Here is a 22,995-nt window from a genome sequence, read left to right on the forward strand (position 1 = left end):
CTAAAACCTCATCAAGGGAGAGACTGTGCGTTGACGAACGCACAGGCGGGACGGTTACAAACGCGCCACGGGCGTGCCTGTCATCCGGCCCGGATCAGGGCGCCATCAGGGTACAAGCAAGGCGAGGCCGCCGGCGAGGTGGCGCACGGTGGCGTGCCCCAGTTCGCCGGCGATGCGCGCCGCCTGGGCGCTGCGGCTGCCGCTGCGGCAGAAGAACACCAGCGGGCGCGTCTCCCGCCCCAGCCAGGCTGCGTGTTCGGGCAGGCGCGACAAGGGCAGGCTGTAGGCCGCGCGTCCATGCAGCCTGGGTGTGCCGAGCGCGTGCTCGCAGGCTTCGCGCACGTCGACCAGCAGCGCGTTCGGGTGCGCATCGAGGAAGATCGCCAATCCCTGCGCATCCAGTGCGCATGGCGCCACTGCCGACGCCGGCAGCGCAGGCGCGGCAGGCATGGCGCCCGATCCGGTTACCGGACAGGCGGCGGGTGGCGGCGCCAGCAGCGCCTGGCCGCAACGCGCGATGCGTGCACAGGCCGCGTCGATGAACGCCTCGTCCGCCAGCGGCCCGAAGGACATGCGCACTGCATTCGCACAGCGTTCGTGCGGCAGTCCCATCGCCACCAGCACATAGCTGGGCGCGGCCTGCGCCGCCGAACAGGCCGACCCCGCGCTGACGCGGATGCCGGCGGCATCGAACAGGTCGAGCAGCGCTTTGCCCGACCTGCCCGGCACCGTGAAGTTGAGCGTGGTCGGCAGCGCGTGGTCGAAAGGGGCATTGAATGCAATGCCGGGAAAGGCCGCGCGCAGGCTCGCCACCAGCCGCGCACGCATGGCAAGCAGCTGCGCATGACTGCGGAATGTAGCGCCCTCTTCCAGCGCGCGCAGCACCGCGCCGAGTGCGGCGATGCCGGCCATGTTCTCGGTGCCGGCGCGCTGGCCCGCTTCCTGGCCGCCGCCGCACAGCAGCGGCGTGTAGGGAGCGCCGTCGCGCACGTACAGCATGCCGATGCCCTTCGGCGCGTACAGCTTGTGGCCGGAGAACGGCGCGTAATCGATGCGCGTTTTACTCAGCGCCAGTGGCAGCTTGCCGAGCGCCTGCACGCAGTCGACCATCCACAGCGCGGCGCTGCCGGTTTCTTCGAGCACGGCGGCAATGCCGTCGAGGTCGGACACGACCCCGGTTTCGTTATTCGCCGCCATCGTGCACAGCAAGGCGGTGCGCGGCGCCAGTTCGCGCAAGACGTCGAGACGATGGCGCCCGCCGGCGTCGACCGGCAGCGCCTGCAGCGTCAAGCCGGTGCCAAGCAGCGCGTTCCAGTGCGCCAGGCTTTCCGGCACCGCCTTGTGTTCGGTCGCGCCGTACAACAGCAGGTCGCCGCAGGGCAGCCCGGCCGCGCGCCGTGCGCGCAGCGCGCACAGGCTCGACAGCACGGCGGTCTGGATGCCTTCGGTAGCGCCGCTGTTGAAGATCACCCGGCCGTCCTGCACGCCGAGCACACGGCGGGCGCGGCTGCGTACGTCGTCGAGCAGCGCACGCGCGCGCAGGCCGGCCGCATGGCTGCTGCTCGGATTGCCGAAACACTGGCGTAGCGCCGCTTGCGCAGCCTGAATGGCCGCCGGCAGCACCGGTGACGTCGCATTCGCGTCGAGGTAAATTTCAATATTCATAATAAATCTCAATATCTAATAAACACGATCCCAGATCGTGTTATTGTTAAGCAATATCTTACGAAGATATGGCAGAAAGCACGTTCTAAATAAGCTATTAAAAACAGTTTTTAAAGCATGTTTGTTCTATTAGTGACCCATAATTAAAATGAATTCACTGGACAAGTTTGATTGTGCGATCCTTGCCGCACTCCAGGCCGATGCGACGCTGTCGATCTCGGGCCTCTCCGACAAGGTCGGCCTCTCCAGCACCCCCTGCTGGAAGCGCGTCAAGCGCCTCGAAGAAGAGGGCTATATCGAAAGCCGCGTCACCATCGTCAACCGCCAGAAGGTCGGCTTGCCGGTGACGGTGTTCGTCAGCGTGCGTACCCCCGAACATGATGAAAAATGGCTGGAGCGCTTTGCCGCCGCCGTCGTCGCGCTGCCCGAAGTGCTGGAATTTCACCGCATGAGCGGCGACGTCGATTACCTGCTGAAGGTGGCCACCACCGACATCGCCGGCTACGACCGCTTCTACAAGAAGCTGATCAAGACCGCGCAACTGAGCGGCGTCTCCTCGGCCTTCTCGATGGAGCAGATCAAGTGCACGACTGCCCTGCCGCTGGAGCTGATCGCGCACGGCTTGCCTGCCTGAGACAGTCGCACCGGGCTGTCGTTGTATGCGATGATTGCGGCCGTTCGTACTATTAACGGAGACAGGCTGATGCCATCAACAATGAACCTCGCGCCGCTGGCGCTGGCCGCGCTGCTGTGCGCCTCGAATGGGGCGCTGGCGCAGGAACAGACCATCAAGATTGGCGTGACCGGCCCGCTCTCGGGCGCGAATGCCTTTGCCGGCAAGGACAACGAAAACGGCGTGCGCCTGGCCGTCGAAGAACTCAACACCCAGAACATCAAGGTGGCGGGTAAAACGCTGCGCTTCGCGCTACAGTCCGAAGACGATGCCGGCGATCCCAAGCAAGGCGTGACGGTCGCGCAAAAACTGGTCGATGGCGGCGTCAAGTTCGTGCTCGGCCCCTACAATTCGGGCGTCGCGATCCCCGCCTCGCGGGTCTACAACGATGCCGGCGCCCTGATGTCCACGGTCGGCACCAATCCGAAGATCACGCAAGGCGGCTACAAGGGCGTGTTCCGCATCGTCGCCAGCGATTCGCAGGTCGGCGGCGCCATGGCGAACTACGCCGCGCGCGAGCTGAAGCTGAAGAATGTCGGCGTCATCGACGACCGCACCGCCTTCGGCACCGGCATCGCCACCGAATTCAAGCGCCAGGCGCAGGCCGCCGGCATGAAGGTCGCGGGCCACGAATTCACCAACGACAAGGCCAGCGATTTCGCCGCCATCCTCACCGCCCTGCGGGCGAAAAAGGTCGACGCCATCTTCTTCGGCGGCTATGCGCCGCAGGCGGCGCCGATGGTGCGCCAGATGAAGGCGCTCGGCCTGAACGTGCCGCTGCTCGGTGGCGACACGCTGTGCAGTCCGGAGATGGCGAAACTCGGCGGCGCGGCCGTTGGAGAAAACGTGCGCTGCGCCCAGGCCGGCGCCATCATCGCCAAGCAGCCCGCGGGTCCGGCCTTCCTGGCGAAGTACAAGGCGCGCTTCAAGCGCGAGCCCGACGTCTACGCGCCCTCGTTCTATGACCAGACCATGTTCATCGCCCAGGCGATGAAAGCGGCCAACAGCCTCGATCCGGCAGCGGTGGCGCAACAGCTGCGTACATTGAGCCACCAGGGCGTGGTCGGCAGCTACGGCTACGACGACAAGGGCAACCTGAAAAAGACCGCCGTCACCGTCTACACGTTCAAAAACAGCGCGCTGGCGCCACTGGCAAGTTACTGAGGTTTTACGACATGAACCACGTTTTTAACATCGGCGCGCTGGCCGCCGCCGCCCTGATCGCCTGCACGCCGGCGCTCGCCGCACAGGCCGCAGCGCCTTCGGCGAAACAGGCCGTCGTCAGCCCGCAGGCCGGCAAAGCCTTGAACGTACTCGCCGACGAGTACTACGATGCGCTGGCGCGCTTCGACCCGGTGTCCGCCAGCGAAAGCGGCGACAACCGCTTCATCGACCAGATCGGCATGACGATCTCGCCGACCGAGCGCACCAAACAGTTCGCACGCTACAAGGCATTCCAGAAGCGCCTGCACGCGATCAAGCGCAACCAGCTGAACGCGCGCGACCAGACCAGCTACGACATCCTCGACTACGAGCTGGCCACGGCGCTGCGCTTCGAACCCTTCCCCGAACACCTGCTGCCGCTGAACCAGATGGACAGCATGCCGGTCACGCTGGCGAATTACGCCAGCGGCCAGGGCGCGCAACCCTTGACCACCACCCAGGACTACCGCGCCTACGCCAGCCGCCTGGCGCAGCTGGGTCCCTGGATCGACCAGGCGATCGCCAACATGCGCGAAGGGATCAAGCGCGGCATCGTTCATCCACGTCCGGTGATGGTCTCCGCCCTGCCCCAGTTCAAGCAGCTGGTGGCAGCAAGTCCGGAGACGAGCATCTACTACACGCCGGTGACCAACTTTCCGGGCGGCTTTTCGGACGCCGACAAGCGCGCGCTCACCAAGCTGTATGGCGCGACCATCGGCGGCAAATTGAACCCGGCCTTGAACCGCCTGGCCACCTTCATCGACAAGGAATACCTGCCGGCCACGCGCACCAGCACCGGCTGGAACGCGCTGCCGAACGGCGCCGCCTGGTACCAGGTGCGTGTCGCCAGCCAGACCACGACGGACCTGACGCCGGAGGCGATCCACGAAATCGGCTTGAAGGAAGTGGCGCGCATCCAGGGAGAATACGGCCGCACCGGTCCGAAGATGGGCTATAACGGCCCCGCCGCCGGTCTGCCGGCCTGGGTGGCGCAGCAGCCGAAATTCAAGCCGTTCAAGACCGAGCAGGAAGTCATCGACGTCTACCGCAAGCTCGATGCGCAACTGCGCACCAAGCTGCCGTCGATGTTCAACCTGATGCCGAAGTCGCCACTCGACCTGCGCCTCGAGCCTGAACTGAGCCGCGCCACCGCATCGGACCACTACACCCCGCCGGCTGTGGACGGCACCCGTCCCGGCGTGTTCTGGTCGGTCGTGAACGACCCGACGCAATACGGCAGCACCGGCATGGTCACGCTGTTCCTGCACGAAGGCCAGCCGGGCCACCACTTCCACATCGCGCTGGTACAGGAACTGGGTTTACCGAACTTCCGCAAGTTCGGCGGCAACAACGCATTTACCGAAGGCTGGGCGCTGTATGCCGAGACCCTCGGCAAGGACATGGGCCTGTTCGACAAGCCGGAAGATTATTTCGGCCACCTGAACGACGAAATGCTGCGCGCGGCGCGCCTGGTGGTCGATACCGGCATCCACACCAAGGGCTGGACGCGCGAACAGGCGATCACCTATTTCAGCGACACGCTCGGCTACAGCGAGGCGGATTCGCGCGCGCAGATCGAGCGCTACATGATCTGGCCGGGGCAGGCGCTGGGCTACAAGATCGGCGCCCTGAAGATCACCGAACTGCGCCGCCGCGCGGAAGCTGCGCTGGGGCCGAAGTTCGATTTGCGCGCTTTCCACGATATCGTGCTGGGTGAAGGGACGCTGCCGCTGTCGCTGCTGGAGGCGAAGGTGGATCGGTGGATCGTTAAGTCGAAGTAAGGAGTACGCACAAGGTGAGCCTTGCTCCACCTTGTGCGTGCGTGTAGCGACATTCCCGGGAGAAGCCGTGCCATCGTGGAGCCTTGCAAATGGGGCGGAGCTTGCTGCTGCCAACAAATACACGTTCTATCGTCCATCGGCCGAAGCGATCGGCAGGGTGGCTGTCGGCGATACCGTCAAGCTGATATTCAACTACGATAACGACAATCCCGACGGTTGGACGGGCGAGCGCATGTGGGTTCTCGTCGACTACATCGATGGACAGGGCCATTTTCGCGGGCGCCTGGACAATGAGCCCCGTCACATCAACGACCTGCATGCGGGCGATACGCTCGAGTTCAGCGATTTCCACATCATCCAGGTCGAGCACGACGACAGCAGCGGCGGCGACCTCGTAAGCCGCTATCACCCGCGCTGTTATGTTTCAGCCAGGGTACTGTACGATCGAGCACCGATCGGGTATCTGTACCGTGAAGCCCCGGAACAGGAAGATGACAGCGGCTGGCGCATCTTTGCCGGTGACGAAACGGATGAATACTTTGCGGGCGAGGACACCGTTTTCTATATATCGCTTGGTGCGGTTTTGAATCGCGATGACGCAATACTGCCGTTACTGGAAGCGGAGGTCGACAGCATCTTCGAGCGCGTGGCGGGAAGTGATGCGTTTGTCGCCGTGAATGCAGACGCGTGACGCCGGCACTCTTTTTTGGACATGACTGGCGGGGCTTTAGCCTGTCCGGTTATAGGTGTGCAAGGCTGGCTGCACGCGTGGACGGCAGAGCCGTCCACCCTACGGAACGTTTCAGCTAGCTTTATTTCTCCGGCGCGATCCGCCACACCACCCCGCCGCCATCGTCGACCACCAGCAGCGCCCCATCCGCCGCCACTTCGACGGCCGCCGGACGGCCCCACACATCGCGGTCGCTGAGCACCATGCCGGTCATGAAGTCCTGGTACTGCCCGGTCGGCACGCCACCCTTCATCAGCACGCGCACGACTTTATAGCCGGTCCTGATGCCGCGGTTCCAGGAGCCGTGCAAGGCCAGAAAGATGTCGCCTTCGTACTCTTTCGGGAAGGCATTTTTTGCGCCCTTCGGTGCCTGGTAGACGACCATGCCCAGCGGCGCCGAGTGCGCCTGAATCAGGGTGTCGGGGACGATCACCTTGTTTTTCAGGTCGGGACGGATACCTTTTAAACGCGGCTCTTCGTTGGCGCCGATGTAGTACCACGGCCAGCCGTAGAAGCCATCCTTTTTCACGCGCGTGATGTAGTCCGGCGGCAGGTTGTCGCCCAGTTCGTCGCGCTCGTTGACGCTGCAGTACAGGTCGCCCGTGGCCGGGTACACCAGCATGCCGACGCAGTTGCGCAGGCCGTTGGCGAAGGGGCGGCGGTTGCGGCCGTCGACGTCGAATGCCAGCACGGCGGCGCGCTCGGTTTCTTCGCCCCAGGCGGCGCCGACGCCATATTTCGCTTCCCACTGCGCCAGCGGCTGCGGCGGCGTGGCGCCGATTTTAGAGGCGATATTCGTCGCCGAGCCGACCGACAGCAGCATCGTCTTGCCATCTTTCGAGAACGCGAGCGTACGCGTGACGTGGCCGCCGCTGGTGTCGCTGATTTTTTCGACGACCACTTCCGGTTCGCCCTTGGCCTTGAGGTCGCCGACGCTGTACGGGAAGCGCACGACTGAATTGACGTTGGCGACGTACAGGTATTGTGGATTGGCGCCGGCCGGCCACAGGGCCATGCCGTAGGGACGCGACAGGCCGCCGGCGAATACGCCGGCGGTCTCGGCTTTCTCTCCGTTGGCGCGCAGGACCGTGATTTGCCCCTTCGCCGCGTCGGACAGGAAGATGTCGCCGTTCGGCGCGCGCAGCGGCAGGCGCGGCTTGCCGAGTTTGTCGGCGTAGATGCTGATTTTAAAACCCTTGGGGACGGCGGGCATCGCGCCATCGGGACGGGCTGCGAGCTTGGGACCGTTGCCGGCGCTCTCGCTGGCGAAGGGGGCAACCAGGTCGGTCGGTTTGATGTGGTGCAGGTCGCCGGGCTTGTCGACGGTCCAGGCGGCGTGGTCGCCGGCTGCGGTTTTTGTGACGGCTGCCGCTGCTGGAGCGGAGGACTTGCCGCTTTGCGTGGCGAGGTAGGCGATCACGGCGGCGCGTTGCTTGGCATCGGCGACGCCGATTGGCATAGCGGTGCCGGGGACGTCCTTGTTCGGGTCGCGCAGGAAGATGTCGAGTTCGGCGCGGGTCCAGGTTTTGCCGGCGGCGCCGGCTTTGGTGAGCGCGTCGGTGTAGTTGAAGCTGGGGACGCCGGCGGCTTTGCGGCCGAGGACGTTGAACAGGCCGGGGCCGGCGCGCGAGGACAGCGCGGGGTCGACGGTGTGGCAGCTGGCGCAGTTTTGTTCGAAGAAGGTTTGGCCGGGGGTGGCGGCCATGGCGGTGCCTGAGAGCGCGAGGCAGGCGGCGATGGCCGCAGTGTGAATCTGGGTTTTCATGGTCTCTTTGTTTTTGTTGCAGGCAGTGCGCGTGCGGTTGGAGCGCAGGCGTACGTGGGGCTGTTGCCTGCGCTGTAAGTGGTAGGTTGGATCCGCATGGGCACGAGTGCCCATCCTACGAGAAGCGTTTCGTATCCGGTGCGCGGCGCGCAGGCGCCGCGGGTAAGGGAAGCGTTCCGTGTCCAGTGCACGGAACGCAGGCCGAGCCGCTTACTCGACCATGAACACCGGATAGCGGCGCCATTCGGGTTCGCTGTATTTGTCGCAGTTGGCGAAGATGAAGTCGAGGACGGCTTCCTGGTTCGACAGCAGCCCCGGATTGGCGGCTTTCCATTCGGCGAACCTGGCGGCGAGCGTCGGTTCATCGCGCAGCAGCTGCTCGGCTTCGTCTTCGAACACATAATCCGAATACGCTTCCTTCTTTTCCAGCACGCTGTTGAAGAAGCCCCAGCGGAAGAAGCTGTCGTGGGCGAGCGGTTCCAGGGTTTCGACGACGTAGCGCGCGCGGTCCTGGTCGAGCGGGACGATGACGTCGCCGGCGCGCAGCTGCACGCGGGCGCGGCGCTTATCGAGTTGTACGTCGTCGTGGAACATGTGGCCCTCGTAGGCGTTGGGGCGCGAGGAGACCGAGACGACGTGGTAGTACGCCACGTCCTGCAGGCGGTCCTCAGTCACGCGTTCCATCTGCACGCCGTTCAGTGCCAGGCGTTCGATCGCTTCACGCCAGGCTTGCGGGATGATGTAGGCCTTGGGCGCCGTCACCGTTACGTCGGCATTGAAGCGGTTGTAGTAGGCAATGTCGCGTTCCCACGGGCTGGAACGGTCGTAGTACAGGCGGGTATAGTCGCCCAGCGCGCTCGGCTTGTACTTCGCCTCGTAGCCCTTGAAGCGGAAGGTCGCCGTGTTCTGTTCGTCCATGGTCCAGTGGATCGGCCACTCGGCGCGCGTGCGGCCAGCGGCTTTGGCGGCGCGGCGCAAGGCCTGGATCTGGGCGCCGTGCTGCACCGTAAACGCCAGCGCCGACTCGACCAGTGCGCGCATCGATTCGTAGCGGTCCTTGAAGGGTTTGAGCATGTGCGTCTCGGGCATGAAGCCGATCGTGTGGTGCAGGGCCGCGTAGCCGGTCGAGAAGCGCGCCGTTTCCAGGAACTCGGCGATGCCGTGGTCCGGGCTGTCTTTTACGGGATTCACGTACGGGCAGGTCGGCCAGCCGCGCGCCTCCATGTCGGCGTACAGCGCCGGCAGCATGGTCTCGCGCAGGAAGCCGCCCAGTTCTCCACCCAGCTTGTCGGCCTGGGTGTGGATCAGCGTCATGGTGTAGCTGTAGTCGGCGCCGTTCGAGGTATGCGTGTCGACCATCACGTCCGGGTCCCAGGTCGTGAACAGCTTGTTGAACACCTGCGCGGTGAGCGTGTCGCACTTGACGAAGTCGCGGTTCAGGTCGAGGTGGCGGCTGTTGCCGCGGAAACCGAACTGCTCGGGGCCGTCCTGGTTCACGCGCGAGGTATTCGCGCGATTCAGGCTGCCGTCGACGTTGTACAGCGGGACGAACAGGAACACGGTCTGTCCAAGCGCCGCCAGCCGTTCCGGCTGCGTACAAAAATCGCGCACCAGCGCCATGCAGCCATCGACGCCTTCCGGTTCGCCCGGGTGGATGCCGTTGTTGTTGAAGAAGACCGGCCGTCCCGCCGCCTTGATTGCCGCGACTTCGAACACGCCGTCGGCGCTGACCACGCCTGCATGGATCGGCACGCCGGCATCCGAGGTGCCGACCACGCCGAAGCGCAGCACCTGCGGGTAGTCGCGCGCGAGGGCTTCGTACCAGGCGATGCAGTCGGTCAGCGTGGTGGTCTGGTTCTGGTTGCCCTGTTCGTAGGGCGTCTTCAAATTGTTCGACATGATGGATGCGGGAGGTTGGGCCAAGGCGCTACGATACCGCAGATGCACCATCCAGTGGCAGTGCAATCGCCAGCGTGGTGCCCCGCTCTGGCGCCGAGCGCACCGCGATCGTGCCGCGCAGCGCATACACGCGCTCGCGCATGCCGATGATGCCGATGCCCTCGCCGCGGCTGGCAGGATCGAAGCCCTGGCCGTTGTCGGCGACCTCGATGCGCAGCAGCCGGTGTTCGGCATCGAGTAACAGCGTCACCTCGGCCGCCGTGGCGCCGGCGTGCTTCATGATGTTCGACAGCGCTTCCTGCACGATGCGGTAGGCCGAAATAGCGAGCTCGTTGCCGAGCTTCGAAAAGTCCCCTTCGGAGTGGAAGGCGAAGCGGCAGTCGGCGCTCTCGTAATGGCGCAGCATCTCTTCCACCGCGCCATGCAGGCCGAGCATGTCGAGCACTTCAGGGCGCAGGCGCCGCACCAGGCGGCGGCCGTTGGCGTACAGGTCGAGCGCCAGTTTCGTGATTGCCTGCGCCTTGGTGCGGATCTCGTCGACCTCGGCGCCAGGCTGCGCGCGTGACGCCAGCGTGCCGATGCTCTGCGCTTCCAGGCGCACCGCGATCAAGGACGCATTCAATTCGTCGTGGATCTCGACCGCGATGCTCTTTCTCTCGTCCTCGATGATGTTGTTCACCTTCTGGATCAGCTTTCTCTTGTCGGCATCGGCGCGCAGCGCCTCATTGCGCGAGGCGAGCAGGTCGCGCGTGCGCTCGGCCACCTTGTTTTCCAGGTCCTGGGTCGAGCGTTCGAGCGCGACCGACATCTCGCCGATCGAGGCTTGCAGCTCGCCGACTTCGCCACCGGTCGTCACCGGCAAGTCGACCCGGTACTGGCCGCCGCGAATGACACGCAGCGCGCCGATCGCCTCCTTTAAAGGCGTTGTCAGCGAGCGCGCCAGCACCCAGGCCAGGATACCGCTGGCGAGCAAGGCCAGCGCCGCCATCGCCAGTTCGATGCGAAAGCGCCTGGCCTGCTTGGCCAGCATGTTCGAGGGCGACATGCGCACCTGCACCGCGCCGACGATCTCGGTGGTCAGCGTCGGCGGGCGGGCGTCGCTGGACGCTGAGACGTGCGGGGTACCGTTGTCCGTAAACAGGTTGATCCATACCACCTGCTTGCGGATCGGCGCTTCGTAGTAATGCGGCTCGGCGTCCTGCGCGGTCTCGGAAGTGACGCGCACGGCGCGCTTGCCGCTGGCGTCGACCACGTCGACCCGGTAGATGCTGCTGTCGGACTGCACCAGGCCGTTGATCGTCAGGCGCAAGTCGGTGAGGTTGCCCGAGATGACGTTGTACTCGCTGGTCTCGGCCAGCGCGCGCGCCAGGATACGCCCTCTTTCGGCCAGCTCTTCCGCCACCTGCGCGCGGTGCGCATACCACGAGTACCAGACAAAGGCAGTGAACAGGAACACCACCGGCAGCATGGTGATGAAGGCCATGCGCAGGCCGATGCTCCAGCTGCGCCAAAAACGCCAACCCGGTACATTCATGGCCGCGCGCGCGCAAAGCGGCGCGCCTCCTCGCTCACGGCGACGTCGAGCGAGCGCGCCACGCCCTCGTTGATCACGGTGCGGAAGTAATGCGGGAACTGCGGCGCCGGCAATTCTCCGGTCGCGACAAAGGCGGCCGCCATCTCGGCCACTTGCGCGTTGATGTCCTCGATCTCGGAATAGGTCGACGCCAGCGCGCCCACCTTCACCATGTCGGCGGAAAAGCCGATCACGGCCTGCTTGCGGCGGTAGGTCGAGAGCAGGATGTTGCGGATGTTTTCCGGGTTGTAGATCGCGCTGTCGGGCAGCGCTAGCAGCACTTCGCTGCGTTTGACGCGCGCCAGGATGTCGCCCATGTCGTCCTCGCGCCCGGCCTGCAGCACCTCGGCCTGGCCGGCCAGGTCGGGCAAGAGAAACGCGCTGTCCGGTCCGAGGACTGCCGCCACCCGCACCGGACGCCGGTACAGCAGCGTGGCCAGCCGGACCTGGTCTGCAGGCGCCGGCTCGGCGTACACCGCCGTCATCGTTTTTGCGCGCGCCGGCGGCAAGGCGGCGACGACCGCGCGCCACACCTGGCTCGAGGTAAAGGCGGCGATCACGACGCAATCGCAGCGGCGCGCCGCGGCCTGGCGCAGCCCATCCGGGCCGATGGCGATATAGACCATGCGCCGCTGCTGCGCCAGTTCGGTGCGGAAGGCGGCAAAGGTCGGCATCAGGCGCTTGTATAGATCTTCGGCGATGCGCACAGTGAGGTGGCTGTCGTCGCCGGTGACGATCTGGAAGCGGTAGCCGGAGGGGGGCGTCGAGGTGGGTGCGGCAAATGCGGCGCCGGTGACCAGCACCAGGCTTGCCGCCAGCGCGCGCAATCGTCTCAAGGCTGGATCAGGCCATACTTCACGGCCAGCTTGGTGATGTGGGCCTGGCGCTCGACGCCCAGCTTTTCCTTGATCGACTGGCTGGTATTGCTGATGGTCTTGGTCGACAGATTCAGCTTCTCGGCGATCTCGGCGTTCGTCAGCCCCTCGGCCATCAACCTGAAAATCTCGAGGCCGCGCTCGTCCAGCTGCGACTGCGGCGAGACGTCGCCGCGCACCGCGATGCTGGCCAATCGCTCGGCGATCTGCGGCGGAAAATACAGTTTACCCGCTTTCGCCTGGCGCACCGCCGCGGCCAGGTCGGCCGGGTCGCAATCCTTGGTGACGAAGGCGTGGGCGCCGATGCGGTAGGTTTCCTTGATCAGGCTATCCTGGTCGAACTGGCTGAGGAAGACCACCTTGGCCTGCGGGTCGGCGCGCAGGATGTTCTGCGCCGCGTCCAGGCCCGTCAGTTCGGTGCCGAAGCGGATGTCGAGCACGACGACGTCGGGCTTGTTGTCGGCATACAGCGCCACCGCCTCCTCCGGGGTGCGCGCCTGGGCGACGACGTCCATGCCCTCGGCCGCAAGCGACATGGCAAACCCTGTCATCACGATCGGATGATCGTCGGCCAGCATGACGCGCACTACCTGTTGGTTAGTTACATTATTCTCCATTGCATGCCTTTCGTTGCCAATCTCTGGCAGTTACCGGTGCCATTTGGCGGAAACTAGATTGTGTCAACGATTATTCCATACAACGCAGCGTGAAGCGAGCGAATGCGCTTCGCCTCGGTCTCCCGCCAGCATGCACGATTACCAATAAATCGCTTTACCAATTGCTATCTAATGGCATATATTGATTCTACACCTTAGAAAAAGCAGCACTTTCCAAACGCAAAATCCTGCTCATCCATGTGACTGGGCCTGACCACAAGGAGAATCGCCATGCATTTCTCGTCCATGCATCACGACGGCGGCAGCAAAGCCGGCAAGTTCGCCCTCGTCGCCGCCCTGCACGCGCTGGTCGCGGTTGGCGTTGTCGACATGATGAACAACAAAACCATCTCGATGCCGTCGCTGCCCGATGATTTGACTGTGTTGATGCAGCCGGAGCCGGTGCGCCCGCCCGAGCCCCCGGTCGAGCCGCCCACCGTGTTGCCGCAAGTAGCGCCGCCCCCGATCGTGGTGCCGAAAATCGACCTCGAGGTGCCGCCGCCGCCAATCGACAATCCGCTGCGCACCACGACGGAAGTGCCGCCGGTGCAGGAACCGGCGCGGCCAGCGCAGGCTGAGGTCGCGCCGCCGTCCACGACGCCGTCGACCAATACAAACGCCGGCACGATGCGTAGCGCGGTGCTGGCCGACGCCAAGGCCTGCGTCACGCCGAACTATCCGGCCGCAGCCGCGCGCAACGGAGAAACGGGCACGGTGACCCTGGCGCTGCTGGTCGGGACCGACGGCCGCGTGACCAGCTCGCGCATCCAGAAGTCGAGCGGCTCGCGCGACCTCGACCGGGCCGCCGTGAGCGCCCTGAGCCTGTGCCAGTTCAAGCCGGCGCTGAACAACGGTGTGCCGGAAGCTGGCTGGGCGCAGATTGCCTACGTCTGGTCCCTCGAATAATTCCCCTTGTTCCGTTTGGCCCGCCATCCCTCAGCCTGGCGGGTTTTTTTGCGCCTGCTTGCACTACAATGTGGCGCGCACCCATACCAGCAGGTGCGCGCCCATTAACTCTCGCAGCAGGATTCCATGCACAAGATCGTCTCCTCCGTCGTCCTCACCGCCCTCGCCAGCAGCCTGGCCCTGGCCTATCCGGCCCATGCCGCCAACAAGGCAGCCACCGCTGTCGTCAAGGAAGCGCCACTGCGCGGCCACCTCGCCTTCCTGTCCTCGGATGCCCTCGAAGGACGCGGCACCGGCCAGCGCGGCGGAGAATTGACGGTCACGTACCTGGAAACCCAGGCGCTGGCCGCCGGCCTGCAACCGGCGAATGGCACCAGCTTCCGCCAGGAAGTGAAAATCGCCGGCGTGCGTCCGTTGCCGCAGCAAAGCAATGTCGGCATCGTCGCCGGCGGCCAGGCGCTGCCGATGGCCTTCGGCGCCGACTGGGTGTGGGGACCGGGCGACGCCAAGCCCGAGCACAGCCTGGATGCGGAACTGGTCTTCGTCGGCTATGGCATCACCGCGCCGGAAGAAGGCTGGGACGACTTTAAAGGTCTCGATGCGAAGGGCAAGGTGCTGGTCATGATGGTCAACGACCCGGCCCCCACCACATCGGAACCGAACCGCTTCAATGGCGCCGGCCTGACCTTTTACGGCCGCTGGACCTATAAGCTGGCCGAAGCGGCGCGCCAGGGCGCGGCCGGGGTCCTGCTGATCCACACCGACGCCTCGGCCTCGTATGGCTGGAGCGTGGTCCAGAACAGCTGGGCCGCCGCCGAACGCTTTCAACTCGCCGACGCCGACCTCGGCACCGGCATGCAGGGCTGGATGACCGACGCCGCCGCCCGCAAACTGTTCGCGGCCGCCGGCCAGGACCTCGATAAACTGCGCGCTGCCGCCGAAGACAAGGCGTTCAAGCCGGTCCCACTCAATGCGCGCGTAAAAGGCGAGGCGCGCGCCGCGGTGCGTACGCTCAACGAATACAACGTCGCCGGCGTCGTGCCCGGCACCGATCCGAATCTGAAGGATGAAGTCGTCATCTACAGCGCCCACTGGGACCACATGGGCAAGCAGGGAACCGAGGGCGACACCATCTTCAACGGCGCTGTCGACAATGCCTCGGGCACCGCGGGCCTGCTGGCAATGGCGCAGGAAGCGGCGCGCCATCCTGCAAAACGTTCGCAGATGTTCCTGTGGGTGGCGGCCGAAGAGCAAGGCCTGCTCGGCAGCGCGGCCTACGCGGCGCGTCCGCTGTGGCCGGCCGCGAAAACCGCCGCCGCGCTGAACCTGGACAGCCTGAATTTCGTCGGCCAGGCGAAAGACATCGGCGTGCAAGGCAGCGAGCGCACCGAACTGGGCGCGATGGCGGCGGCCACCGCGAAAGCCATGGGCCTGACGGTGGCGCCGGCCAAACCCGACCTCGCCGGCGGCTACTTCCGCAGCGACCACTTCAGTTTTGCCAAAGCCGGCATCCCGGCGTTTTCGGTTGGCGGCGGCAGCGCCTGGGTCAAGGACGTGGAGGCCAACAACGCCAAGGCCAAGGCCTACCGCGCGCGCTACCACCAGGTGAATGACGAATACGATCCGACCTGGGATTTGAGCGGCATGGTGCAGCAGGCGCAGTTCACGCTGAACCTGGGCCGCATGGTGGCCGACTCGCCGAAGATGCCAACATGGAAAGCGGGCGATGCCTTCGGCAAGATCCGCGCGCAAGCTGCCAAGTAATTCGAAGGCTTCAATCTAAAACCCCCGGTCGGCAATGACCGGGCGTTTTGCATTTCTGGCGCCGCACCTCATGAAATATTATTTCACCTGGCAACCAGCCTGAAATATTATTTCATTCAATACGAGCCTTCAAACGTGCTGACAATGAAAGGTGAGAATGAAGAAGAAACCGAAAGGGCAGCAGGCCGATCCATCTCCATCCGACATGGTTGTCGGCATAGGCTGGTACATCGAGCCGGAATGGGCGCGCATGAAAGCAACGGCCATCGACTTCGATGTATTTGAAGACAGCTTTTCCGAGTGGGAGTCAATGGCAAGCGACAACCTCAAGCTTGTGCGCAAGGCAAATCCCAACACAGTAAAAGTATTTATCCGCGCCGACGAATTCTTTACCTGGTGCCATCTGCGGGCACTGACCAATATTGCTGAAACGCGAGCGGAATTCGTTGCCGAGAAACTGCGTGCCACGACCCCGTCGCTGCCGTCCATCAGCCTGGGCAGCGAGCGCTGACGAATCCGCGGAGGTGACCCGGCTGCAAGTCTGACGCAGCCGGGACAGGCATTGTATTACTCGATAATCCCGCACATGATGCGTGCCCCGCCGCCACCCAGCGGCGCCGGATGATCCGCATGATTATCCCCACCCGCATGCACCATCAGCGCCTTGCCCTTCACCTCGGAGAGTTTCTTTAACCGCGGCGCCAGTACCGGATTGTTCGCCGCACCGGCGCTTTCCACATACAAGGCCGGCAAATCGCCGATATGGCCATCGCCCCACGGCAGCCCGTGTTTCTTGCTCTTGGTCGTATCCAAGTGCCCGCCCGCCGCCCCCGCCGGCACCGGCTTGCCATCCTTCTGGTTGGTGTCGCAGCTGCCGTTCTCGTGCACGTGGAAGCCGTGGACTCCCGCCGGCAGGCCAGTCAGGGCCGGCGTGAACACGAGGCCGTATTTCGATTCGCTGATCGTGACCGTGCCGCCCGACTTGCCGACGCCGGCGTCCGACACCGCATTCATCGTCGCCTTCATCTCCGCCGCGTGCACGGCCGCCACCGCCCAGGTCGAACTCAGCACCAGCGCGCAGATCCATTGAGCTTTCATGTCGCTTCCTTTCAGTCATCCGGTTATTGAACGAAACACTTCGCCGACGAGTGTAGAACATTCAAAACGATGAGGGAGCCCGGCTGAAGCGCGACTGCGGCGCTTATCCTTTGCCGCCCAGCCAGTCCACCGCTTCCAACGCCACTTCCGGTGGGATCACATGGCCGCCCTGGAATTCCCGGTACGTCAGCGGATACCCCGCAGCGCGCAGCTGGCGCACGATCGCGCGGCTGCACGGATCGATCGGCAGCACGGTGTCGACGTCGCCATGCGACACGAACACGGCCGGCACGCCGCGCGCTTCGATCGGCCCGACGAACCCGGGAGAAAACGCCAGCACGTGTGTAAACAATTCGCCGTTGGCCAGGCCCAGCGTCAGCGCATACGAGGCGCCATCCGAAAAGCCGCCAATGGCGAGATGCGCCGGATCGACCGCATAGCGGCTGAACACATAGTCGAGCGTGCGGTCGACCAGGGTCAGGTCGGCCCCGTAGGCGCGGCCGGCGATGATGTCCCAGGTACCGGCATGCGAGGCCGGCGCCACCAGCAGCAGATTCGCCTGGTCGGCCAAGTGCAGCAGGATACGTAGACCATCGTGCGCGTGACCACCAGCGCCGTGCAGCAGCAGGACCAGCGGCAGCGGTTGCTCCGGGCGATACCGCGGCGGAACATAGATATAGCTGTCGCGCCGGCTGCCAAGACCGAGCTTGCGCAGGCCGGGGACGTGGTGCGGTGAGTCCGCTGCCGGATGGCTGAAAGTCGTGCCGAGATGGCCCCGCTCGTTCATGCCGCCCTCCTTTGTCGGGTTCAGTGTAGAACGGCGTACTCGCGTGCGGCGCGAGCTTTGGCGTCAGCGGTCCCGGTTTGATGTTGTAGCGAGTTCGGCCAGCACGCTGCGCGTATCTTGGATCGTCGCGTAGTCGCTCATCAGGTTGGCGAGCGCCATCGCGTGGACTTTGTCGGCACTGCGCTGCACGCCGGCGTAGTCGCGCATCGCGAATGCAAAGGTGGCGTCGGAGACGACGACGGTATCAAACCCGAGGTTGCCCGCCGTGCGCGCGCTGCTCTCCACCGAATTGTTGGTACTGACGCCGACCAGCACGACCCGGCGCAGATCGCGCACCCGCAACCAGCGCTCGAGCGCGCTGTTGATGAACGCATCCGGCACGTTCTTCTCGATCACGTGTTCGTGCGGCAGCGGTTGCAAGGCCGGCTGGAACGCCACGCCAGACTGGCCGGGCGCGAAGGGAGAATCCGGCGAGCGCGAGATATGGCGCACGTGGACAACCTGCCCCTGCGCCGCGCGCCAGGCCTGCAGCAGTTGCGCGATGTTGTCTTCCGCCTGCGGATTGTTGCGGCTGCCCGCGGCGGGATTCGCCATGCCTTGCTGCATGTCGATGATGATCAGGCACGGCAGTGTCACGTTCATGCGGCTCCTCGCAAGATCAGGTGAGTTTCAGCTGCCAGTAGCCGACATCGATCCAGCGGCCGAACTTCATGCCCACTTCGCTGAAATGCGCGACCTTCCGAAAACCCAGCCGCTCGTGCAGGCGTACGCTGGCGTCGTTCGGTTGCGCGATGCCGGCGATGACGAGGTGCAGGCCGCGCTGGCGCAGTTCAGTCAGCAGGGCTTCGTAGAGCATCGTGCCGGCGCCCTTGCCTGCATAGGCCGGATCGAGGTAGATCGAGCTTTCAACGGAATGGCGGTAGGCGGCGCGCACGCGCCATTTGGTGGCGTAGGCGTAGCCAATCAGTTTTTCACCGTCAAGCATGACCAGGTACGGGAGATTGGATGCTGCCACGTCTGCGATGCGCCGGGCCATGTCGGCTGCCGTGACTGGCTCTTCTTCGAACGAGATGGTCGTGGTTGCGATGTAGTGGTTGTAGATAACGCAAATGCTAGCGGCATCGGCAGCAGTAGCGGGACGAATTGTTCTTGTCGATGTCATTGCAGAGCGCGCGCGTCAAACGAATGTTCATTAAGCAACTACCGGCCATGGTAGCGCGCATTCAGCCAAGTGGCTATCGGTATGTACGGACGAAAAAAACGGCACCCGAAGGTGCCGTTCTTGTCCAGCTAACTAACTGATTACTCAGCGTCGCCGTGATGCTCAGTCGTCTGCGCCTGAGCCTGGTCTTCCATCGCCTGCAGCTCAGCAGCCATGTTGGCCTTCTCTTGCTGCAGCAGTGCCTGGCGCTCTTCCGCCTCCCACACTTCCTTCTCCTTGCGGGCGCGGTGGAATGCCAGACCGGTACCGCCTGGAATCAGGCGGCCGACGATGACGTTTTCCTTCAGGCCGCGCAGGCCGTCGCGCTTGCCCATGATCGCCGCTTCGGTCAGCACGCGGGTGGTTTCCTGGAACGATGCGGCCGAGATGAACGAATCGGTCGACAGCGATGCCTTGGTAATACCCAGCAGCACGTTTTCGTAGGTCGCTTGCAGTTTGCCTGCGGCTTCCATGCGATCGTTCTCTTCCAGCAGCTCCGAACGCTCCACCTGCTCGCCGACGATGTAGTCGGTGTCGCCGGCTTCGACGATCGCCACACGGCGCAGCATCTGACGAACAATCACTTCGATGTGCTTGTCGTTGATCTTCACGCCCTGCAGACGGTAGACGTCCTGCACTTCGTCGACGATGTAGCGGGCCAGCGCTTCGATACCCAGCAGGCGCAGGATGTCTTGCGGATCGGCCGGACCGTCGACGATCATCTCGCCCTTGTTCACGACTTGACCATCGTGGACCAGCACTTGCTTGTCCTTGGTGATCAGGAACTCGTGCTTGTTGCCGTCCATGTCCGTGATTTCCAGACGCTGCTTGCCCTTCGTTTCCTTACCGAAGGCCACCGTACCGGTGACTTCCGCCAGCATGCCCGCGTCTTTCGGCGAACGTGCTTCGAACAGTTCGGCAACGCGCGGCAGACCACCGGTAATGTCGCGGGTCTTCTGCGATTCGGTCGGGATACGTGCCAGCACTTCACCCACCGAGACGGTTTGACCGTCCTTCACCATGATCAGCGAGCCGACCTGGAAACCGATCGTCACGGCGTGTTCGGTGCCGGCGATCTTGACTTCCTGGTTCTCGTCGTTCAGCAGTTTCACCTGCGGACGCAGCACTTTGCCTGCGGAACCACGGCGCTTCGGATCGATCGCGACCAGGGTCGACAGACCGGTCACTTCGTCGACCTGGCGCGCGACGGTGACGCCCTCTTCCACGTTCTCGAAGCGGATCGTGCCGCCGTATTCCGTGATGATCGGACGGGTCAGCGGATCCCAGGTTGCCAGGGCGGTACCGGCTTTCACCGACAGGCCATCCTTGACGATCAGGGTCGCACCGTACGGCACCTTGTGGCGCTCGCGCTCGCGGCCGTGGTCGTCCGTGATCAGGACTTCGCCCGAACGCGAGATGACGATTTGCGCACCCTTGCCGTTGGTGACGTAACGCATGGTTGCCGTGAAGCGGACCGTACCGTTCGACTTGGCTTCGACCGACGAGGCCACTGCCGCACGCGATGCCGCACCACCGATGTGGAAGGTACGCATGGTCAGCTGGGTACCCGGCTCACCGATCGACTGTGCCGCCACGACGCCGACTGCTTCGCCGCTGTTGACCAGCATGCCGCGGCCGAGGTCACGGCCGTAGCACTTGGCGCACAGGCCGTAGCGCGTGTCGCAGTTCAGCGGCGTACGGACTTTCACCTCGTCGATGCCCAGACGCTCGATCTCTTCGACCATGTCTTCGTCCAGCAGCGTGCCGGCTTCGTACACGGTTTCCTGGGTTTCAGGGTTGACGACATCGGTGCCCGTCACGCGGCCGAGGATACGGTCGCGCAGCGCTTCGATGACTTCACCACCTTCGACCATCGCCTTCATGTGGGTACCGTTGCTGGTGCCGCAATCGTCCTCGATGACCACCAGATCCTGGGTCACGTCGACCAGGCGGCGGGTCAGGTAACCCGAGTTTGCCGTCTTCAGCGCGGTGTCGGCCAGACCCTTACGGGCGCCGTGCGTCGAGATGAAGTACTGCAACACGTTCAGGCCTTCGCGGAAGTTCGCGGTAATCGGCGTTTCGATAATCGAACCGTCCGGTTTCGCCATCAGGCCACGCATACCCGCCAGCTGGCGAATCTGGGCTGCCGAACCACGGGCGCCCGAGTCGGCCATCATGTAAATCGCGTTGAACGATTCCTGGGTACCTTCGGTGCCGTCACGACGGGTGACCGGCTCGACTTTCAGCTGGTCCATCATCGCCTTGCCGACTTCATCGGAGGTCTTGCCCCAGATGTCGACAACCTTGTTGTAACGCTCGCCGGCGGTGACCAGACCCGAGGCGTACTGCTGCTCGATCTGCTTCACTTCCGCTTCGGCGGTCGCGATCATGCCCTTCTTGACGTCCGGGATCATCATGTCGTCGACGGCGATCGAGATACCGGCGCGCGTCGCCAGGCGGAAGCCCGACTGCATCAGCTTGTCGGCGAACACGACGGTCGCACGCAGGCCGCACTTGCGGAACGACGTGTTGATCAGCTTCGAGATTTCCTTCTTCTTCAGGGCGCGGTTCAGCACGCTGAACGGCAGGCCTTTCGGGAGGATCTCGGACAGGATCGCACGGCCGACGGTCGTTTCGTAACGGGTGACCGTACGCTCGAACTCTTCGGTACCGGCAACGCGTGGATACTCGACGATACGCACGGTGATGCGGGTCGCCAGTTCGACTTCCTTGTTGTCGTAGGCGCGCAGCACTTCCGACACGTCCGGGAACAGCATGCCCTCGCCCTTGGCGTTGATCGCCTCGCGCGTCGCATAGTACAGACCCAGCACGATATCCTGCGACGGCACGATCGACGGCTCGCCGTTCGACGGGAACAGGATGTTGTTCGACGCCAGCATCAGGGTACGCGCTTCCATCTGCGCTTCGATCGACAGCGGCACGTGGACTGCCATCTGGTCACCGTCGAAGTCGGCGTTGAACGCCGCGCAGACCAGCGGGTGCAGCTGGATCGCTTTACCTTCGATCAGGACCGGCTCGAACGCCTGGATACCGAGACGGTGCAGGGTTGGTGCACGGTTCAGCATCACCGGGTGTTCCTTGATGACGTCTTCCAGGATGTCCCAGACCACCGGTTCCTGGATTTCGACCAGCTTCTTGGCCGCCTTGATGGTCGTTGCCAGACCCATCAGTTCGAGCTTGTTGAAGATGAATGGCTTGAACAGTTCCAGGGCCATCAGCTTCGGCAGGCCGCACTGGTGCAGTTTCAGCTGCGGACCGACCACGATGACCGAACGGCCCGAGTAGTCGACGCGCTTGCCCAGCAAGTTCTGACGGAAACGGCCGCCCTTGCCCTTGATCATTTCGGCCAGCGACTTCAGCGGACGCTTGTTGGCGCCGGTCATCGCTTTGCCGCGACGGCCGTTGTCCAGCAGCGAGTCGACCGCTTCCTGCAGCATGCGCTTTTCGTTACGCGTAATGATTTCCGGCGCGCGCAGTTCCATCAGGCGCTTCAGGCGGTTATTACGGTTAATGACGCGGCGATACAGGTCGTTCAGGTCGGAGGTCGCGAAACGGCCACCATCCAGCGGGACGAGCGGACGCAGCTCCGGCGGCAGCACCGGGAGCACTTCCATGATCATCCAGTCAGGCTTGATGCCCGAACGCTGGAACGCCTCGAGCACTTTCAGGCGCTTGGCGTATTTCTTGATCTTGGCTTCGGATTTCGATTCCTTCAGTTCCACGCGCAGGGCTTCGGCATCGCGGTGGATGTCGATCGAGCGCAGCAGTTCACGGATACCTTCGGCGCCCATGTAGGCGGTGAAGTCGTCGCCGTACTCTTCGTACTTGGCGGCGTAATCGTCTTCCGACATGATCTGGCACTTCTTCAGCGGGGTCATGCCAGGATCGGTCACGACGTATGCTTCGAAGTACAGGACGCGTTCGATATCGCGCAGCGTCATGTCCAGGACCATGCCCAGGCGCGACGGCAAGGACTTCAGGAACCAGATGTGCGCGGTTGGCGAAGCCAGTTCGATGTGGCCCATGCGCTCACGGCGCACTTTCGCCAGCGTGACTTCGACGCCGCACTTTTCGCAGATGACGCCGCGGTGCTTCAGGCGTTTATATTTGCCGCACAGGCATTCGTAATCCTTGATCGGGCCAAAGATCTTGGCGCAGAACAGGCCGTCACGCTCGGGCTTGAAGGTACGGTAGTTGATGGTCTCGGGCTTCTTGACTTCACCGAACGACCACGAACGAATTTTTTCGGGCGACGCCAGGCCAATCTTGATGGCGTCGAAGCTTTCATTTTGCTGTACTTGCTTGAATAGATCGAGCAGTGCTTTCATGTATCACTCCAGAGGTGACTAAATTTCTATTTCAGGGTGCAGTGTGCACCCTAAACCAAGCGGCATTTCG

18 protein-coding genes are annotated in these 22,995 nt (G+C 63.8%); 7 read left to right on the forward strand and 11 right to left on the reverse strand.

The features are described from left to right. Positions 1-105: 105 nt before the first annotated feature. A complete protein-coding gene (locus tag IFT60_RS22150) occupies positions 106-1,665 on the reverse strand; it encodes an aminotransferase class V-fold PLP-dependent enzyme (RefSeq protein WP_192055806.1) in 1,560 nt (519 codons plus the stop codon). 148 nt (positions 1,666-1,813) lie between these two features. Here IFT60_RS22150 and IFT60_RS22155 point away from each other — a divergent pair, with 148 nt between their 5' ends. The 4 genes from IFT60_RS22155 (at position 1,814) to IFT60_RS27205 (ending at position 6,013) form a co-directional block, all read left to right on the forward strand. Next, positions 1,814-2,299 carry an Lrp/AsnC family transcriptional regulator gene (locus IFT60_RS22155; protein ID WP_192055808.1) on the forward strand — a complete coding sequence of 162 codons (486 nt, stop codon included), beginning with the start codon at positions 1,814-1,816 and terminating at the stop codon, positions 2,297-2,299. A gap of 69 nt (positions 2,300-2,368) precedes the next feature. Beyond that, complete coding sequence (locus IFT60_RS22160; protein ID WP_229511085.1) at positions 2,369-3,502, forward strand: branched-chain amino acid ABC transporter substrate-binding protein; 1,134 nt, start codon at positions 2,369-2,371, stop codon at positions 3,500-3,502. An 11-nt stretch (positions 3,503-3,513) separates the two neighbouring features. Then, a complete protein-coding gene (locus IFT60_RS22165) occupies positions 3,514-5,322 on the forward strand; it encodes a DUF885 domain-containing protein (RefSeq protein ID WP_192055810.1) in 1,809 nt (602 codons plus the stop codon). A 67-nt stretch (positions 5,323-5,389) separates the two neighbouring features. After that, positions 5,390-6,013 carry an immunity protein Imm33 domain-containing protein gene (locus tag IFT60_RS27205; protein ID WP_192055812.1) on the forward strand — a complete coding sequence of 208 codons (624 nt, stop codon included), beginning with the start codon at positions 5,390-5,392 and terminating at the stop codon, positions 6,011-6,013. Positions 6,014-6,134: 121 nt separating this feature from the next. Here IFT60_RS27205 and IFT60_RS22175 read toward each other — a convergent pair whose 3' ends face one another. From IFT60_RS22175 to IFT60_RS22195, 5 genes are all read right to left on the reverse strand, one after another. After that, complete coding sequence (locus IFT60_RS22175) at positions 6,135-7,817, reverse strand: PQQ-dependent sugar dehydrogenase (protein WP_192055814.1); 1,683 nt, start codon at positions 7,815-7,817, stop codon at positions 6,135-6,137. A 210-nt stretch (positions 7,818-8,027) separates the two neighbouring features. Continuing rightward, entirely contained in the window at positions 8,028-9,716 is a 1,689-nt protein-coding gene (locus IFT60_RS22180; RefSeq protein ID WP_192055816.1) for a M14 family zinc carboxypeptidase, read from the reverse strand. A 28-nt stretch (positions 9,717-9,744) separates the two neighbouring features. Then, on the reverse strand, positions 9,745-11,250 hold the full coding sequence (locus IFT60_RS22185; protein WP_192055819.1) for a sensor histidine kinase: 1,506 nt from the start codon (positions 11,248-11,250) through the stop codon (positions 9,745-9,747). Further along, positions 11,247-12,125, reverse strand: coding sequence for a hypothetical protein (locus IFT60_RS22190; RefSeq protein ID WP_192055820.1), 879 nt, complete (start codon positions 12,123-12,125; stop codon positions 11,247-11,249). Before IFT60_RS22190 ends, IFT60_RS22185 begins: the two co-directional genes overlap by 4 nt. Beyond that, complete coding sequence (locus IFT60_RS22195; RefSeq protein ID WP_192055823.1) at positions 12,122-12,781, reverse strand: response regulator; 660 nt, start codon at positions 12,779-12,781, stop codon at positions 12,122-12,124. Before IFT60_RS22195 ends, IFT60_RS22190 begins: the two co-directional genes overlap by 4 nt. A gap of 270 nt (positions 12,782-13,051) precedes the next feature. On the opposite strand from IFT60_RS22195, the gene IFT60_RS22200 reads away from it, so the two are divergent. From IFT60_RS22200 to IFT60_RS22210, 3 genes are all read left to right on the forward strand, one after another. Next, the gene (locus IFT60_RS22200) at positions 13,052-13,726 is read left to right on the forward strand and encodes an energy transducer TonB (protein WP_192055825.1); all 675 of its coding nucleotides are present in this window, start codon (positions 13,052-13,054) and stop codon (positions 13,724-13,726) included. Positions 13,727-13,852: 126 nt separating this feature from the next. Further along, positions 13,853-15,490, forward strand: coding sequence for a M28 family peptidase (locus IFT60_RS22205; RefSeq protein WP_192055827.1), 1,638 nt, complete (start codon positions 13,853-13,855; stop codon positions 15,488-15,490). Between the two features lie 157 nt (positions 15,491-15,647). After that, entirely contained in the window at positions 15,648-16,001 is a 354-nt protein-coding gene (locus IFT60_RS22210) for a hypothetical protein (protein WP_192055829.1), read from the forward strand. Positions 16,002-16,057: 56 nt separating this feature from the next. Here the strand turns inward: IFT60_RS22210 and sodC are convergent, their stop codons facing one another. The 5 genes from sodC to rpoC all read right to left on the reverse strand — a co-directional run bounded on the left by sodC (position 16,058) and on the right by rpoC (position 22,925). Then, positions 16,058-16,588, reverse strand: coding sequence for a superoxide dismutase family protein (sodC, locus tag IFT60_RS22215; RefSeq protein ID WP_192055831.1), 531 nt, complete (start codon positions 16,586-16,588; stop codon positions 16,058-16,060). A gap of 103 nt (positions 16,589-16,691) precedes the next feature. Continuing rightward, positions 16,692-17,375, reverse strand: coding sequence for an alpha/beta hydrolase (locus IFT60_RS22220; RefSeq protein WP_192055834.1), 684 nt, complete (start codon positions 17,373-17,375; stop codon positions 16,692-16,694). Positions 17,376-17,438: 63 nt separating this feature from the next. Further along, complete coding sequence (locus IFT60_RS22225; RefSeq protein WP_192055836.1) at positions 17,439-18,017, reverse strand: cysteine hydrolase family protein; 579 nt, start codon at positions 18,015-18,017, stop codon at positions 17,439-17,441. 16 nt (positions 18,018-18,033) lie between these two features. After that, positions 18,034-18,537, reverse strand: a complete 504-nt coding sequence (locus IFT60_RS22230; protein WP_192055838.1) for an arsinothricin resistance N-acetyltransferase ArsN1 family B — start codon at positions 18,535-18,537, stop codon at positions 18,034-18,036. Between the two features lie 140 nt (positions 18,538-18,677). Then, positions 18,678-22,925, reverse strand: a complete 4,248-nt coding sequence (gene rpoC, locus IFT60_RS22235; RefSeq protein WP_192055840.1) for a DNA-directed RNA polymerase subunit beta' — start codon at positions 22,923-22,925, stop codon at positions 18,678-18,680. Between the last annotated feature and the right edge of the window lie 70 nt (positions 22,926-22,995).

This window comes from Massilia sp. CFBP 13721 (assembly GCF_014842025.1).
Classification (GTDB): Bacteria; Pseudomonadota; Gammaproteobacteria; order Burkholderiales; family Burkholderiaceae_D; genus Telluria.